We start from the raw sequence: 15,721 nt of genomic DNA on the forward strand, positions 1-15,721 counted from the left end.
CTAGAAACAACGTATTATTAAATCATTTTCTATTTTAAAACTTTATCCATTCCAATATGTAATTCTTTTCTACCCCCTTTATCATTTTCAACATAAAAAATTCATTCGTCTCGATTTTCTTTCCCAATATTGCAGTTCATACAACAATCATGTAGCATTACGGTATCGAAATAATGGTCCATCATCTTAAACCTTTCGACTAATTTTTGGAGGTAAAGTGATTGAAATGAATAAACAAGAACAATTAAATGTTATAAAAAAAGATTTTATTGATTCTCAAAAAGTATTATTGGCAATTGGCGATGAAACACGTCAAGCTATTTTGTTAGTTCTCATGGAAACGGAATGTCAAACCGGATTACGTGTAGGAGAAATTACGAAACAAACACACCTTTCTCGGCCAGCGGTATCACATCACCTAAGGATTTTACGAGAAGCCGGTATTATTTTAATGCGTAAAGAAGGTACAAAAAACTTTTATTATATTGATATACGTACAAAATTAAGTTTATTAAAAAATCTTGTATTAGACATTGAAAAGCTATTGCACAACTTTTATCCCACTTTAACGGGCAGTAAGACCCCCACCTCAAAATTCAGCGAAAACAAATAATTTAGATAGGGGATCAACTGCCCATAAAGGTCCGATTGGTGAGGGCTGATAATCAGTGGGGGATGAAGCCCCCCACAGTTTCATTTTATTGAAATTTGGAGGTATAAGAAATGAAAGCGATGATAATTGATAAATACGGAAAAGTCCCAATGCATATGACAGAGGTACCTACTCCTGAAATAAATGAGTATGAAGTGCTCGCAGAAATTCATGCAGCTAGCATTAACCCAATTGATTTTAAAATACGCGATGGAAAAGTAAAAATGTTACTGAAATATGAAATGCCGCTAATCCTTGGGAATGACTTTTCCGGTGTCATTACGAAGGTTGGATCAAAAGTAACTCGTTTTAAAGTCGGTGATGAAATATATGCTCGTCCAAGAAAAAATAAGATTGGTACTTTTGCGGAATATATAGCCATTCATGAAGATGATATAGCCTTAAAACCGAAAAATTTAAGTTTTGAGGAAGCTGCTTCAATTCCACTCGTTGGCTTAACATCCTATCAAGCTTTACATGACATTATGCACTTACAAAAAGGTCAAAAGATTTTAATTCACGCTGGATCTGGTGGTGTTGGTACTTTCGCAATTCAGTTAGCAAAAATAATGGGTGCTACTGTTACAACGACTGCTAGTGAAGCTGGTGCGAATTTAGTCCAGTCTCTTGGTGCAGATGAAATTATTAATTACAAAACAGAAAAATTTGAAGAAATACTAACAAATTATGATGCAGTATTTGATACAATTGGCGGTACAACACTTGAAAAATCATTCAACATTATAAAAAGCGGTGGCAACATTGTTTCCGTTTCAGGTACGCCGAATGCTCGATTCGGTAAAGAATTCGGTTCAGGATTTTTCAAAACTTTCTTATTTTCATTAGCAAGCAAAAAACTTACTGCACTTGAAAAGAAGCATAATGCTCAATATTCATTTTTATTTATGAAGCCAAGCGGGGATCAACTACGCACTATTGCAAACTATATTGAAGCTGGCAAAATCAAACCGGTAATCGATCGCGTTTTCCCTTTTGAGGATGCTCAAAAAGCAATGGAATATTCAGAGGCTGGCAGAGCAAAGGGGAAAATAATTGTAAAAATGAAATAATAATAAAACCTCCATTTTCTTAAAATGGAGGTTTTAAATTTGCTGTTAAATAGACATAGTGTACTGAAGTCCTTACAATAGATTGCAAGGGGAAATATCATATTATACTTTTAGCTAATTTTACAAAGAATACATACGTACAAATACATAATAAAAAAATAAACAAGGAGGAGATACAATGACTAAAAATAATGAAGCAGGTTGGAATTTAGACAATAGTTATGCTACTTTACCACATTCATTTTATACAGAAATCCCCCCTACTCCCGTAAGTTCACCGGAGTTAGTTAAGCTAAACCATTCACTTGCGATATCTCTTGGCTTTAATCCGGAAGAACTGAAGAAAGAAACCGAAATTGCGATTTTCGCCGGTAATGCACTACCAGAAGGAGCTCATCCATTAGCTCAAGCGTATGCTGGTCATCAATTTGGACATTTTAATATGTTAGGCGACGGTCGTGCTCTTTTAATTGGTGAACAAATTACTCCTTCAGGTAAACGTTTTGACATTCAGCTGAAAGGTTCTGGCCCTACTCCTTATTCACGCCGTGGTGATGGTCGTGCTGCACTCGGTCCGATGCTACGTGAATATATTATTAGCGAAGCAATGTATGCACTTGATATCCCAACTACCCGCAGTTTAGCAGTTGTCACAACAGGTGAGCCAACCTATCGTGAAACAAAGTTACCTGGAGCTATTTTAACTAGAGTTGCAAGCAGCCATATACGCGTCGGCACATTTCAATATGCTGCAGCTCGGGGCTCAATCGAAGATCTTCAATCGCTAGCTGACTATACAATAAAAAGACATTACCCAGAAATTGAAGATCATGAAAACCGATATACTGCATTGCTACAAGAAGTCATCAAAAAACAAGCCAGCCTCATCGCTAAATGGCAACTTGTTGGATTTATTCACGGCGTAATGAATACTGACAATATAACGATTAGCGGTGAAACGATTGATTACGGCCCTTGTGCATTTATGGACCATTACGACCAAGGAACTGTATTTAGCTCTATTGATACACAAGGCCGCTACGCATATGGAAACCAACCATATATGGCCGCATGGGACCTCGCGCGATTAGCAGAATCTTTAATACCAATTCTGCACGAAGATGAAGAAGAAGCATTAAAAATTGCTCAAGACGAAATTTCAAAATTTAGCGTACAGTATGAAAACCTGTGGTTCCTTGGAATGAAAAAGAAATTAGGACTATTTAGCAACGAAGAACAAGATCATTCACTTATTGAGCAACTTTTAAAAATGATGGAGAAATATAAAGCGGATTACACAAATACATTCCGTTCATTAACTCTTAATACGTTAGAAAATACCCCTCTATTCGATAGCCCTGAATTTAAAGAATGGTACAAACTGTGGCAATCTCGATTAGAAAGACAAGAAGAATTGAAAGAAAATGCCTACGAAATGATGAAAAATAATAACCCATCCATCATTCCAAGAAACCACCGTGTAGAAGAAGCATTAGAAGCAGCTGTTACAAATGGCGACTATAGCGTAATGGAGAAGCTTCTTGAGGCTCTAGCAAATCCTTATGCGTATGCTACAGAGCAAGAAGAATACTGTGCTCCGCCCGCGCCTACGAATCGTCCTTATCGTACTTTTTGTGGGACTTGATTGTTTAATATGTAAAAAGGTGTGTTCATACAAATTGTGTGAACACACCTTTTTTATATCCTCACCTCTCAAATAGAACTTTAAAATGCCTCTTCACCAATTCCTTTCTTTACTCCAAAACAAAAACATCACTATTCCAATTGGCTTACTAAAATATTTGTTAAACAAATATTGAGAAATAAAAATCATATTTCTAAATATTGTTATTTTTGATACTATATTTTATAAGAATATTCAAAAAGTGAGGGGATTTCATGAACGTTCAACTACAAGGTAATGAACAAGTTACAAAATTATTTAATGACTGGTATTTAGCTATGCTAAAACAAGATGTGTCCCAAGCGACAAACTTAAAGCATGAAATTGAGGAAAAGAAACTAAACTTCGAGGAAGATGAAAATTTAGCATTATATCATTCCTTACTAGAGTTTCGACATAAAGTTTTGACAGATAGTTTAAGTATTTCAAAAGATAGCTTTGATAAAATAGATTCTTACGTAATCTCATCCAATCATCCACTGTCTTACTACTATCATTTTTTTAAAGGTATTTATGCAACTTTAACCACAGACTATAACTTAGCTAGCGAACATTATGAACAGGCTAAGTTATTATTAGTAAATAACACTGATAATCTAGAGCATGCTGAATTTTATTATCGAATGGCGATTTTCCATTATCACTTTTACCAACCAATTGAATCTATTGAATATGCAACTAAGGCTAAAGAGATTTTCGATAAACAAACTGGCTTTGAAGTTAAAGTTGGATTATGTAAAAATACATTAGGTGCCTCATTTGTATATTTAAAACAATATGAACAAGCGGAAGAGCAATATAATTCAGCAATACATCTTTTACAAAAATCTGATGAAAAAGAATTAATTTTAAGTGTACGTAATAATTTGGGTTGGTTATATGCCAGTCAAAACCTCTCCACACTCGCAATCCGTCACCTATCAGAAGTGACCGAAAAGAAACCAACACATTTCAAGGCTCTCTTCTTGCAAGCAAGAGAACACTCTAAACTAGATGAAACAAGTATCGCTGAAGGATTAATCCAAAAAGGGTTAAAAATTTGTACGGAATTAAATAATGAAGAATATATATATCATTTTAAAATTCTAAACGAACTAAATAATAATGTTAGTTCTGAAGAATTAGAAACAATTATCCTTAAAGGAATTACGTTTTTCGACAAAGAATTATTATATAACTACACTCAAGAATACTCAGAAAAATTAGCTGTTAAATTTTATAGTGAAAATAATCACATTAAGGCAAGTGAATATTTTCATAAAGCGTTACAAGCAAAAGAAAAAACGTTTGAGAAAGGGGCATTGAAATGATTAAAAAAATTAGCTCTGTTTTTTTAGGACTATCTGTTTTCGGTATTTTGGCTACTGGTATTCATAATTCATTTACATACCAAGCGGGTCATGCTGATCTTCCTGCACCACAAAGACCTGACCTTGTTCAATCCGTTGACGTAAGTAAAGACTATAACTCAACAATAGCTGAAAAAACACTTTAGAAAACGAAAGACCTTCATTAAGAAGGTCTTTTTTAATAAGCTTATTTAGAATATTTCCCTTTCATATAGGCTTTATTTTCTCATCAACTCCGCAATCCCCTTACTCCCCTCACTATCAACTTTCTCAAGTTCCTCCACAACTAATTTCCGTCTCCCCACAGAATGATTTTGACTTAGCTTTGCTTTTCCTTCTATTTTACTAATCTTAATTTTAAAACCAATTATCCCCTTACTTAATCCCGCCATATAATTCGGATCTACATCATCAAATGAGTAGGCACTCTGTGGATCTTCATATGTATGTACTAACTCTTGAAGAGAATCTATTAATTCCTGTTCTTCTTCAACAATTTCTAATTCACCCTATACATGCACTGCAACGTAATTCCATGTTGGTACTGCATTGTTTGTTTCATACCATGACGGCGATATGTAACTGTGTGGCCCTTGGAATATAGCGAGTACTTGTTGATTCCCACTATCTTTCCACTGTTCATTCGGCCGTGCGAAATGACCATGTAACGTGAGTGTTTCCCTATTTAACAACAACTGCAAATGTGTTGCATATGGTTCCCCGTTATGTTGAGAAAATAATGTCGCAAAGCTATTTTGTTCAATTATTTCGTACTTCATCTCTTCATCTTGTATTGCAAAGTATTTTGGTATATACATAAACTCCCTCTTTTCCACTCTTTTATTTCTCATTATATTTATCGTTTCATTCAATAGGGCCAGTTTGTATTTCTTTTACAATAGCAGCTTTCTATCCAAAAAGAACAGGCGGCATATACTCCATGCCGCCTTAGTTTATTTCTTCTAATATATTTGTAATAAATTTCGTCTTACCTTCACTGTAGCTCGTTCTACTTTTTGATTCTCTTGCTAACTCGTCCTTTAAACGACCATATTCACCAGCAACATCTTCATGTTCACGAAGGTAATCCCGAAACGCTATATGTTTTCTTAACTCTTCACTATTTTTATCACAAACATATAAATGATGTTCCATCCAAACTATACTTTCTTCACTCCACGGAACGAAAGCGTCCTTTCTGCCAAACGCCTCTCTCCCTTTGTAACTCCATTCTGCCTGATGATAGTATCCTATCGTTTCAAGTTTTTTTACTATTTCAGGAAAGATTTCATAATCTTCTATTACAATATCAATATCTAATATTGGTTTTGCTGCAAGCCCTTTAATAGATGTACTCCCAACATGTTCAATGGATAAAATGCTGTCTTCCATTACATCGTTAATGAGAGTTTGTAGCTTATTAAATTCACTTTCCCATTTGATGTTATATTCTTCGATAGTAATTCTTTGTTTCAATGTATCCCTCTCCTCAAAAGCAACTATAACCTCTGAATATGAGTATCCTTAAAATCTGTCTCATATTTCAATCCATATCCAAACATTCGATCCATTCCAATATGTGCTGTCCATATTAAACCGATCATTATAACCGTATCTACCTTAAAATAGACTCCTATGATAGCTATTACTATCGATATAATATATATATGTGACATATATTATAAATCTTAGCACCTACATGATTATTTATACCATACGCTAACATTGATAAATCCGGAGCTAAAAGGAACAGAAAAAATATTATCCAACTAAATTCATATACTGAATACGCATAAATCGCAGCTATGAAAACAACTAGCCCTTCAAAATGTACAATGCGTTTTTGCATTCTTTATCATTCCTATTTTTCTATATTTACCGATAAAGTTTCATCACTGAAAGTATCCTTTGCATTTTTTGACCAGATGGTTGCTAAAATCGGTCCTGCAATGTTATGCCATACTGCTGCTAATACACTTGGAAGCGCAGCTGCTGGTCCAAAATGTGCTGTTGCTAAGGCAACACCTAGGCCTGAATTTTGCATTCCTACTTCTATTGAAATAGCTCTTCTTGTCCCTTCATCTAGTCCAAGTACGAATGCTGTTATATATCCGAGTAAAAAACCAAATGCATTATGAAGCATAACTGCGATAAATATAAGAAGTCCTGAAGAAGTAATGCTACTTACATTTGCTGAAACTACCGCTGAAACAATAATGATAATTGCTACAACTGATATGAAAGGGATAACGGTCATTCCTTTCGTAACAGTTTTAGGGAAAAACTTCTTCACTACTAATCCTAAAATAATCGGTATGATAATGACTTGTACGATAGAAAGAAACATAGACATAGGATTAACCGGCATCCATTGTCCTGCAAGCAATAGTAAAATAAGAGGTGTAGCAATTGGTGCTAGTAACGTTGATAATGACGTCATTGCAATAGACAACGCTAAGTTCCCTTTTGCTAAATAAACCATAACATTTGATGCGGTGCCACCCGGTACTGAACCGAGTAACACTAGTCCAGCTGCTAATTCGGCTGGCAGATTCATAACGTAGGCTAGTACGTATGCGACAAGTGGCATAATAATAAACTGAGCACATACACCGATAATAACTGGCAATGGTTTTGTAGCAATGATTTTAAAATCAACAGCCTTTAACGTTAATCCCATCCCAAACATAACAACCCCAAGTAAAATCGTTATGTAACTAGTTAACCCTAGAAATGGAGCAGGAATAAAATACGCAATAGCTGCAATACAAATAACCCAAAATGCAAAATACTTTCCAGCTATATTACTTATCGCTTCTAGTACTTTCACCCAATCAGCCCCTATCCTTTAACTGAAAAACTTTATTCGGATTCAAAATATTTTGCGGGTCAAGAGCTTTCTTTATTTTCTCCATTACGAGTAATGCCGCCCCATGTTCTTCTTCTTGATACTTCCGCTTTCCGATTCCAACGCCATGTTCTCCCGTACACGTTCCCCCTCGTTTAAGAGCATATAAAACGATACTTTCATTTATTTCGTCTGCCTTTTCCACTTCTTCTTTATCGTTAGGATCAATCATTAAGAGCACATGGAAATTCCCATCTCCTACATGACCAAGAATACCACCAACAAGACCAACCTTATCTAATGTCTCTCTGGCATGTTGAATTGCCCCAGCCAATTCTGAAATTGGTACACATACGTCTGTACTCATTAATTTTTTACCAGGATAACTATGCACATAAGAGTACGCTAAGTTATGTCTTGCATCCCACAGTTTATTTCTCGCTGCTGTCTCCGTCTCAAACGCAACTTCTTTACATTTATGATCAAAAACAATTTCTTTCGTAAACTCAATATCTTGCTTTAGCCCTGCTTCATTACCGTGAAACTCTAAAAACAGCGTAGGCTCTTCTCTGTAACTTGTTTCACTGTAATGATTGACTTGTTTTATAGATAGTTCATCAACGAGTTCAATTCTCGCAATTGGAATACCCGCTTGTAATATGTTAATAACAGCTTCTACTGCATCATTTATAGTTGGAAACGATGCTCTCGCGGCCATAACATGCTCTGGTATACCGTATACTTTTACAGTTAATTCCGTAAAACATCCAAGCGTCCCTTCTGAACCTACGAAAATACCATTTAAATGATAACCTGATGACGACTTCGCAGCTAAATTCCCAGTATGTATTACTTCCCCATCAGCAAGAACGACTTCTAAATCACGAACTTGATCACGCATAACGCCATATTTCACGGCTGTCGTTCCACTCGCATTTGTAGCGGCCATTCCACCTAACGTTGCATCTGCTCCTGGATCCACACTAAAAAACAATCCATACTTTTTCAATTCTTTATTAAGCTGAGAGCGAGTCACTCCCGGTTGTACTCTCACTAGAAAATCTTTCTCTCTTATCTCGAGTATTTTATTCATAAGTGAAAAGTCCATTGTAATTCCTTTTTCATATGGAATAACATGCCCTTCTAAACTAGAGCCTACCCCAAAAGGAACGACAGTTTTTTTATGCTCACTCGCTACTTTCATTATTCTACTAACCTCTTCGGTCGTTTTCGGAAAAACTACTACATCAGGTAAACTACTAGCATGATAAGATTCATCTTTACTATGCAACTCTCTTACTGTCGTATTGATTACTACTCGATCTTCGGGAAGCACACCCTTTAATTCATTTACTAAACGCTCTACTGTTATTTCCATCGTACACTCTCCTACTCTCTATAAATTTTAATTACAAAATATGTTAAGTATTTTATACATAATAATCCGAAAAATTAAATAATTCAAGTTTTATACATATGCAATTCGTTTCATACTGTCGAATAAACAAAAAGAACTTGCAATACCTATCGCAAGTTCTTTTCTATAAAACTACATTTTAAACGACTTCTTTATTAACAACATAAACCAAATTAAAGTAACTGCCATCAACGAATGAGAAAAACCAACAATATAAGTTAATCCTTTAAAGTCCGCTCCATTTAACTGAAGAAGCCCTCTTGCTGCTAGCGAACCTAACATCAAAATTAATGCGATATTATGTACAACAAACCACTTATTAAAACTTTTCGCTTCATGAAACGCGAATACTTTTGCTAATCCTAAAGTAATTAAAAAGAAGAAAAAGCCGAGTACAAGTGTATGTGTATGTAAAAGGTTTAACAAAGTAGATCCTACAATCCCTTTATACTTTCCATACTCCCTAGCGAAAATCCCTGATAATAAACCGATAATCAAATACGTAAACGATGCATTATATAATTTCTTCATTATGTACCTCCTTGAGTAGAATGTGTAGTGTGTCATATTTAGTAATAATGATAGTTATATAGTAAAAACTCCTAGTCACCTAGGAGTCATTGTATAAGCATCTCACTCTTTACAATCAATTCTAATTATAAAATATCCCTTTATGCAAAACAAACGAACTTTATGTGAACAATCCGGGCTCTTTTAAAATATGTTGCGATTTTGTATTACACAATCCATACTAATGATTATAAATGTTAAAGGTGGTGCAGTAGCTTGATAGTTCTTGAAACGGAACGACTCATTCTTCGTTGGCTCGATATAAAAGATGCTCCGTTTATTCTAGAGTTAGTAAACGATCCTGCATGGATTCAGTTTATCGGTAATAAAGGAGTTAGAACCTTAGAAGACGCAACAAATTATATTGTAAACGGACCAATCGATATGTATAACAAACTTGGATTTGGTCTTTACTTAGTAGAGCGCAAAGAAGATCTCACTCCACTCGGTATGTGCGGTCTTATTAAAAGAGATTCATTAGAAGATGTTGATATTGGCTTTGCCTTTTTAGAAGAATTCCGTTCAAAAGGATATGGCTACGAGTCAGCCTCCGCTGTAATCGAATACGGAGTACAAAAACTAGGACTGAAACGAATTGTAGCAATTACTACTATTGATAACATCAATTCAGGAAAGCTTTTAGAAAAAGTAGGATTGAAGTTCGAAGAGATCATTTCGGACTCAGGGGAAGATTTAAAATTATTCGGGTATAACGCGTAAAAAAGATTTTGAAAGAAAAACCCTTGATTTGTCTACGCTAAGCAGAAAATCAAGGGCTTCATTTATGTTCTAAGGGGGCGTAATGATCGAATAGAATGGGAACTGTTAATATCGAATTTATATTGACCTAAGAAATTTATATGCTCCCAACCTAAAGGTGGAATATGGGCAAGTAAAGGCTCCTGATGTTTTCCTACTTCCATATGTAAATCTGTTTCGTGATGTAGTAAACCATCAATGACATGAACGGCATCCCTAGCATTCGTATTAATCACTTTTGTATAAAAGCTAGAGAATTGATCACTCACAAAGCGATAAAGTGAAACTTTAATCAGTGGGGGTTTTCTTCATCCCCCACTGATTATTAGTTGAACCAATCGGACTTTTATGGGCAGTTGATCCCCCACCTAACTTCTTTGCTTTCGCTGAATCTTGAGGTGGGGGTCTTACTGCCCATTAAAGTGGGATAAATGGTAGCACCTTTACCTGTTCCGTAATGTGGATTTGCGTCTGCATGTAAAGATGAAACCCCAATTTGCATGCACATCCCATCTGAAGACGAAGTGGTACCATCTCCCCAATAAGAAGCTAATTCTAGTTGGTGCTAGTAATTTACTAATGTTGCTTGTGCCTTATTCATTGAATCTTCACCACTCGTTTTTTATCGAACTTCTTTTTACTGTACTTTTATTTTCTTTATGAGTTATTAGAAAAATAATTGTCTATATAAGTCTTTATTTTTTCAAAATTCTTTTCCATAAATAAGATTGCTGGTACTTCAATTATTGGAAGATTATTTTCATTATCAAAAGGTGGACACGGTTTGGGAACTACCAAATAGTCAACTGAGTTTTTATCCCTAATATAATTAATCGAAACATCATAATACTTAGAAAAATATTCCTTCAAATCATCCTGATTCCTTAAAAATGGTAGAGAAAATATTGAACCATAATTTATACCAGCGTCGACAATTAATACAAAGCATATTTTTTTCATGATACACCCTCCTCGTATAATAAGTTTTAAGTTAATAACTGTTCCTTGAAAATTAAATAGTTTTTATCTTCAAGAGCTACATCAAAAAAATGATGTATGGGTAAAATTTAGTCTTGGATACCAGGGGATCCCCCCAGATAATGGAAGTGCAGCAATGAATCCATCGGGAATATGCTTACTCCTCCTGTAGTTCGAGCACGTTAAAAGACTGTGACCCAGACCAAAATGCACTGCATACGCACAAGCTGTATCGGTTTCCTTTTTCTTTATATTCAATTAAATCATATCATTATTTTACATAAATTTACAGACTTTGTTTTTTATTTTATTGGTAAACTTATGCTTAGCATGAATTGGAGTGCTTTGGATTGAATTAGCGGTGCCTCGTCAACGTTGTACACAGTGCAATTATACATTTACTTTTGATTACGGGTTAGGGCTGATTCACTCTTCAACAGCCTCATTTCGTCGTGAAATTGTACAGCGTTGTAAGGGGCGCGCTTTGTCAGATGTTGCCTGCGAATATAACTTGCCTTACACCACGGTAGAGCGCTGGTTTTATTGGTATGCCCCTGAACAATTCCATGATGAAATAGCTACTCGAATTTGTGTAGATGAGTTTGCGATTCGTAAAGGGCACACGTATGCAACAAGTGTGCTAAATGCAGATACAGGGCATGTTTTAACTGTCGTTCCGAATCGTAATCAAGAGGCAATCGAAACAGGCAAAAAGACGATTAGCTGATTGGATAAAACGCTATCAATTCCATGTTTGCGGTGCGGTTGCGAAAATTGTGAAAAGCTTCGTATTACGTGAGAAAGCGATGCTCGATACAATTGTGTCACCTTTATCCAATGGAATCATGGAGGGAACAAACAATAAGATTAAACTTATCAAACGGCGTGGGTTTGGCTAAAGAAGTGATGACCATCTTTTCTTGCGCATTCGCTTAGAAACAGAACGTTGATTTTATCACCCCCATCTTTTGGTGATGATCCTTTCATATCGCATTTTTGGTACTTTATAGAAATAATTCTTCCGTTTATAAATTTATTATATTAATATAATAAATAAAGAGGTGAGAATAAATGGGACAACCACTATTTTTATTAGTTCTTCAATTCATTGCATTTATATTAATCATTTGTATCTTATATGGAATCTTGTATAATGTCGTATTGAATTTAAATATGCCTAAATGGACTGCACATATGGTAGCTACGTTATTTTCTCTTGGTAGTGCCTATCAAGCTTTTGTAAATTTTTTTGTATAACACGCAACAAAAAGGTCGCCACTCACGGCGACCTTTTTACTATTTCACTTCTACCGTATAATTCCCTGTTCCCCCGCCATACTGATACACATGTAAATAATATTTCCCTGGATACGTGTAGTAACTTCCTACTAACTTATTTCCTTCTTGCTGTGCATACGTAACATAATTATTTAAATCTGCTTCCGAATAAAGAACCCAGTTCATTCCGATATTATTTTCATTCGTTACGTTAATTTGAAGGTTTTTAGCAGTATCCACATTAATTTCAAAGAAATCACTCGTATCGCCATTTCCTAAACTAGCACGTAAAATTTGATTTAGCTGCAGTTTGTTTGCTGTTTGAAATGAGTTATTCGGCTCTTTTTCCACACTGTTATCTTCTTTCTTTTGAACCGTTACATTCGTTGTAGCAGTATTCGTTAATCCTTTGTCATCTGTTACTGTTAATTTCGCTGTATATGTTCCTTCTTTTGTATACACGTGAGTCGGATTTTGCTCATTACTTACTGCTCCATCACCAAACTCCCATTTATACGAAGTAATTTTCCCATCTTCATCTTTTGATCCATCGCTTTTAAACGAAATTGCTTCATTTACATTTCCACTATAGGGACCATTTATAACCGCAACTGGCGCTTTATTCACAGCACCTTCTTCTGTATTAATACCATGGAATACAACATCATACTCAAATTGTCCTGCTGCATTCACACGGTAATTTACGAAATAAGCTGTTACTGTTTTATAGCCTGTCCATTCTTTCGCACTTAAACGTTTTAACGTATCATTCACGTTTTGTGTAATTGTCTTCCAGTCTTCATATTCTCCTTTTGCAGTAGTACCTGTGTACGTCCCTTGTAATGTAAATGTATGAAAGAACTGTGATTTATTTTTCTTAACTGATACATTATTTAATTTTGCTTCGGCTGTAATTTCTGCCGCAATATCTGAAACTGGTTTCGGTGCGTGAGTTGCTAAATAATCATCTGATACTAACGGAACATTATATTTCTCACGGTTATCTACTAACATTTGCATATAATCTTGATATTCTTTATTTAAATTCGCATCTTTACTTAAAGCAGAGCGGTATGCATCATATGCTGTTACATCATTTTTCCTAATAAGATCATGAATTTTGTCAAACATATCATATCTCTTATTGTACATGTACGATTGTAAAGCGAAGGAATAATTATAGAAATCCCACGTTCCATATTTTGCGTTTAACGTTCTCTCTGCTGTATAACGTTCTGCTGGATTTGAAGATATTCCCCCTATAATGCTCTTTCTCGGTACAACATTATCTGTTCTCGTTGCACCTGCAAAAAACTCCGCATTCCCTTCTTCAAACCAAGATAATCTCTCATTCTCATACATCTTCCCTTGTCCCCAAAGTCCTGGCACTTCATATCTGCCTTGTAAATAATGCGTGAACTCATGTCGGAACAATTCTTCTAAACTATAAATACTTTCTTCTGGCGTACGTTCATACGTAAAGAACGTACCTGTTCCTTCTATATAAAGACCGCCGTTATTCGTTTCATACCCGTATAATTGACGGTTAAATTGATATTCAGCTGGGCTATTATAAATAACCATCGTTAATACATCATCAGGATTGCCTTTTTCTAATGGCTGGTCACTTTCAACCGTACGATGGAATTGTGCCTTCACTTCTTTTGCCGCCCAATATAGACGTTTTACTTTTTCCTCAGTCACCTTATCTCCAGCTTTTAACACAATTGCTCCATCATCGAACGTATACGTTTTTGGTAAATATTTTTTCTTACCATCTTCTCTTATTTGATCTAGATCAACCACTTTACCATTCGCATCTTTCCCGCCATAATTCGTCGCAATTTGCTCAGCCGCTACGAAATATTGCTCTCCTAAATACGGATACATTTTCATTGCGTCCGTTACAACTTGCAACCCTTTCGTTCCTGTACTATGGAACGTACCAAGTCTACCTGTATAATAAATACCATTATTAATTAACCAACCATTTTTCTCTGTCACCGTTCCAATTAAGGCAAAACGACTTAATTCATTAATATAGCTATCAATTTTTTGATACCATATTGTATCTTTCGGTGCTTTTCTCGTATCGTATAAATACGATTGAATATCGTAATCAACACCTTGCATAATATCGTAAATTGCATTTCCAGCTGATAGATTGTCTACCAATGTAGAAAAATTATCGTTATATTGTTTAAAAATCTTTGCAGCTGATGTTATCGTTTCCACATCACTCGAAGCATTTCCTATTAATTTTCCGTATGATGAGACAACTCTATTTTGTTCTAACGTACCGAGTTTGAAATTCGGGTTATTCGCAATCGTTTTTAATGCAGGTAAGCATTTATCATGATAGCTTCGATCATTTAGTTTACTTAATTCTGTATGATAAAATCCTAAATAAAACCCTGAGCGTAATACCTCTACTAAAGTCTCAATCCCTTTTGAATCATCTTTCGTATAAGCTTGTCCTTGCTGCTTCAATTTATCAATAATTGCCTGCATTCTACTATCATTTTGATAGAATGCAAGACTATCCTTATCAAACTGAAATAGCCCAGTAATTTGCTCCCAATCAATTGTTACAAGTAAATCCACTAACTGCTGATTGCTCAATTGATTTAATTCAGCAATTGTATATGTTTTCGCTGCGGTTAATTGTTTACTTTTCTTTTTTACTTCTGGTGGTCTTTGCGATAAATCAGCAAGCTGTAGCCTTTTCTCAAAAGACTTGCTTTCAAGCACTTTTGATGAATGAGCTAATTCTTGCACTGGTAATTGTACACCAACTGGCTCCATTTTGAGAACGTTCCGATAAGAAACTTGCTCTCCCTTTGTACTTTCCGCCAATGCGCCTCCTTGAAAACTCCCTAACATGAAACTAGCAAAACTTACCCCTACTAACACTTTTTTTGAATAGCCTTTCATGCTCTCCCCTACCTTACATTTTTTAGTGTTCCTCACCATTATTTTACTATTTTTACTTTTTATACTGTATTGAGAAAAAATAAGGTAACGTTCACACATGTATCCACGCCGTGTAAAATTAACACTTGACTTTATGTGCATTTTATATCAAAAAAAGATAGATAATAGCGAAATTCCCGCTA

General features: G+C 35.2%; 15 protein-coding genes and 3 pseudogenes. 9 read left to right on the top strand and 9 right to left on the bottom strand.

What is annotated here, in order from left to right; all coding sequences use genetic code 11:
* Positions 1–217 precede the first annotated feature (217 nt).
* From ACTFRN_RS00190 to ACTFRN_RS00210, 5 genes are all read left to right on the top strand, one after another.
* Positions 218–613: an ArsR/SmtB family transcription factor gene (locus ACTFRN_RS00190; RefSeq protein ID WP_074567550.1), complete on the top strand. Its 396-nt coding sequence runs from the start codon at positions 218–220 to the stop codon at positions 611–613.
* A gap of 110 nt (positions 614–723) precedes the next feature.
* Positions 724–1,722, top strand: coding sequence for an NADP-dependent oxidoreductase (locus ACTFRN_RS00195; protein ID WP_074567551.1), 999 nt, complete (start codon positions 724–726; stop codon positions 1,720–1,722).
* A 178-nt stretch (positions 1,723–1,900) separates the two neighbouring features.
* Positions 1,901–3,367 (top strand): protein adenylyltransferase SelO, encoded by a 1,467-nt coding sequence (locus ACTFRN_RS00200; protein ID WP_074567552.1) that lies wholly within the window; start codon positions 1,901–1,903, stop codon positions 3,365–3,367.
* Between the two features lie 254 nt (positions 3,368–3,621).
* Entirely contained in the window at positions 3,622–4,716 is a 1,095-nt protein-coding gene (locus ACTFRN_RS00205; protein ID WP_014893568.1) for a RapH N-terminal domain-containing protein, read from the top strand.
* Positions 4,713–4,901 (top strand): Phr family secreted Rap phosphatase inhibitor, encoded by a 189-nt coding sequence (locus tag ACTFRN_RS00210; RefSeq protein WP_014893567.1) that lies wholly within the window; start codon positions 4,713–4,715, stop codon positions 4,899–4,901. Before ACTFRN_RS00205 ends, ACTFRN_RS00210 begins: the two co-directional genes overlap by 4 nt.
* 72 nt (positions 4,902–4,973) lie before the next feature.
* Here ACTFRN_RS00210 and ACTFRN_RS00215 read toward each other — a convergent pair.
* The 6 genes and pseudogenes from ACTFRN_RS00215 to ACTFRN_RS00240 form a co-directional block, all read right to left on the bottom strand.
* Positions 4,974–5,573 (bottom strand): annotated as a pseudogene (locus tag ACTFRN_RS00215) (FMN-binding negative transcriptional regulator).
* A gap of 130 nt (positions 5,574–5,703) precedes the next feature.
* The gene (locus ACTFRN_RS00220; RefSeq protein ID WP_000813607.1) at positions 5,704–6,231 is read right to left on the bottom strand and encodes a GrpB family protein; all 528 of its coding nucleotides are present in this window, start codon (positions 6,229–6,231) and stop codon (positions 5,704–5,706) included.
* A 23-nt stretch (positions 6,232–6,254) separates the two neighbouring features.
* Positions 6,255–6,604 (bottom strand): annotated as a pseudogene (locus ACTFRN_RS00225) (DUF4260 domain-containing protein).
* Between the two features lie 12 nt (positions 6,605–6,616).
* Positions 6,617–7,585, bottom strand: coding sequence for a bile acid:sodium symporter family protein (locus ACTFRN_RS00230; protein WP_074567553.1), 969 nt, complete (start codon positions 7,583–7,585; stop codon positions 6,617–6,619).
* A gap of 4 nt (positions 7,586–7,589) precedes the next feature.
* Positions 7,590–8,981, bottom strand: a complete 1,392-nt coding sequence (locus ACTFRN_RS00235; RefSeq protein ID WP_074567554.1) for an FAD-binding oxidoreductase — start codon at positions 8,979–8,981, stop codon at positions 7,590–7,592.
* 171 nt (positions 8,982–9,152) lie between these two features.
* Positions 9,153–9,551, bottom strand: coding sequence for a DUF2871 family protein (locus ACTFRN_RS00240; RefSeq protein ID WP_074567555.1), 399 nt, complete (start codon positions 9,549–9,551; stop codon positions 9,153–9,155).
* A 255-nt stretch (positions 9,552–9,806) separates the two neighbouring features.
* On the opposite strand from ACTFRN_RS00240, the gene ACTFRN_RS00245 reads away from it, so the two are divergent.
* Entirely contained in the window at positions 9,807–10,310 is a 504-nt protein-coding gene (locus ACTFRN_RS00245) for a GNAT family N-acetyltransferase (protein WP_000636201.1), read from the top strand.
* A gap of 197 nt (positions 10,311–10,507) precedes the next feature.
* On the opposite strand, the pseudogene ACTFRN_RS00250 reads toward ACTFRN_RS00245, so the two are convergent.
* A pseudogene (locus ACTFRN_RS00250) lies at positions 10,508–10,959 on the bottom strand (Tn3 family transposase); the annotation flags it as partial.
* A gap of 47 nt (positions 10,960–11,006) precedes the next feature.
* On the bottom strand, positions 11,007–11,309 hold the full coding sequence (locus tag ACTFRN_RS00255) for a hypothetical protein (RefSeq protein ID WP_000717615.1): 303 nt from the start codon (positions 11,307–11,309) through the stop codon (positions 11,007–11,009).
* A 358-nt stretch (positions 11,310–11,667) separates the two neighbouring features.
* On the opposite strand from ACTFRN_RS00255, the gene ACTFRN_RS00260 reads away from it, so the two are divergent.
* From ACTFRN_RS00260 to ACTFRN_RS00270, 3 genes are all read left to right on the top strand, one after another.
* Positions 11,668–12,054, top strand: a complete 387-nt coding sequence (locus ACTFRN_RS00260; RefSeq protein ID WP_158612355.1) for a transposase — start codon at positions 11,668–11,670, stop codon at positions 12,052–12,054.
* A gap of 4 nt (positions 12,055–12,058) precedes the next feature.
* Positions 12,059–12,226 carry a transposase gene (locus ACTFRN_RS00265; RefSeq protein ID WP_367734838.1) on the top strand — a complete coding sequence of 56 codons (168 nt, stop codon included), beginning with the start codon at positions 12,059–12,061 and terminating at the stop codon, positions 12,224–12,226.
* A gap of 172 nt (positions 12,227–12,398) precedes the next feature.
* On the top strand, positions 12,399–12,584 hold the full coding sequence (locus tag ACTFRN_RS00270) for a hypothetical protein (RefSeq protein WP_049113234.1): 186 nt from the start codon (positions 12,399–12,401) through the stop codon (positions 12,582–12,584).
* Between the two features lie 39 nt (positions 12,585–12,623).
* Here ACTFRN_RS00270 and colA read toward each other — a convergent pair whose 3' ends face one another.
* Positions 12,624–15,539 (bottom strand): collagenase ColA, encoded by a 2,916-nt coding sequence (gene colA / locus ACTFRN_RS00275; protein WP_074567556.1) that lies wholly within the window; start codon positions 15,537–15,539, stop codon positions 12,624–12,626.
* Between the last annotated feature and the right edge of the window lie 182 nt (positions 15,540–15,721).

Source organism: Bacillus cereus group sp. MYBK245-2, assembly GCF_051916145.1.
Classification (GTDB): Bacteria; Bacillota; Bacilli; order Bacillales; family Bacillaceae_G; genus Bacillus_A; species Bacillus_A pacificus.

Coding starts and splice junctions, on each gene's coding strand:
- ACTFRN_RS00255 (WP_000717615.1), bottom strand. CDS start 11,309: ATGAAAAAAATATGCTTTGTATTAATTGTCGACGCTGGTATAAATTAT.
- colA (WP_074567556.1), bottom strand. CDS start 15,539: ATGAAAGGCTATTCAAAAAAAGTGTTAGTAGGGGTAAGTTTTGCTAGT.
- ACTFRN_RS00200 (WP_074567552.1), top strand. CDS start 1,901: ATGACTAAAAATAATGAAGCAGGTTGGAATTTAGACAATAGTTATGCT.
- ACTFRN_RS00195 (WP_074567551.1), top strand. CDS start 724: ATGAAAGCGATGATAATTGATAAATACGGAAAAGTCCCAATGCATATG.
- ACTFRN_RS00205 (WP_014893568.1), top strand. CDS start 3,622: ATGAACGTTCAACTACAAGGTAATGAACAAGTTACAAAATTATTTAAT.
- ACTFRN_RS00210 (WP_014893567.1), top strand. CDS start 4,713: ATGATTAAAAAAATTAGCTCTGTTTTTTTAGGACTATCTGTTTTCGGT.
- ACTFRN_RS00270 (WP_049113234.1), top strand. CDS start 12,399: ATGGGACAACCACTATTTTTATTAGTTCTTCAATTCATTGCATTTATA.
- ACTFRN_RS00235 (WP_074567554.1), bottom strand. CDS start 8,981: ATGGAAATAACAGTAGAGCGTTTAGTAAATGAATTAAAGGGTGTGCTT.
- ACTFRN_RS00240 (WP_074567555.1), bottom strand. CDS start 9,551: ATGAAGAAATTATATAATGCATCGTTTACGTATTTGATTATCGGTTTA.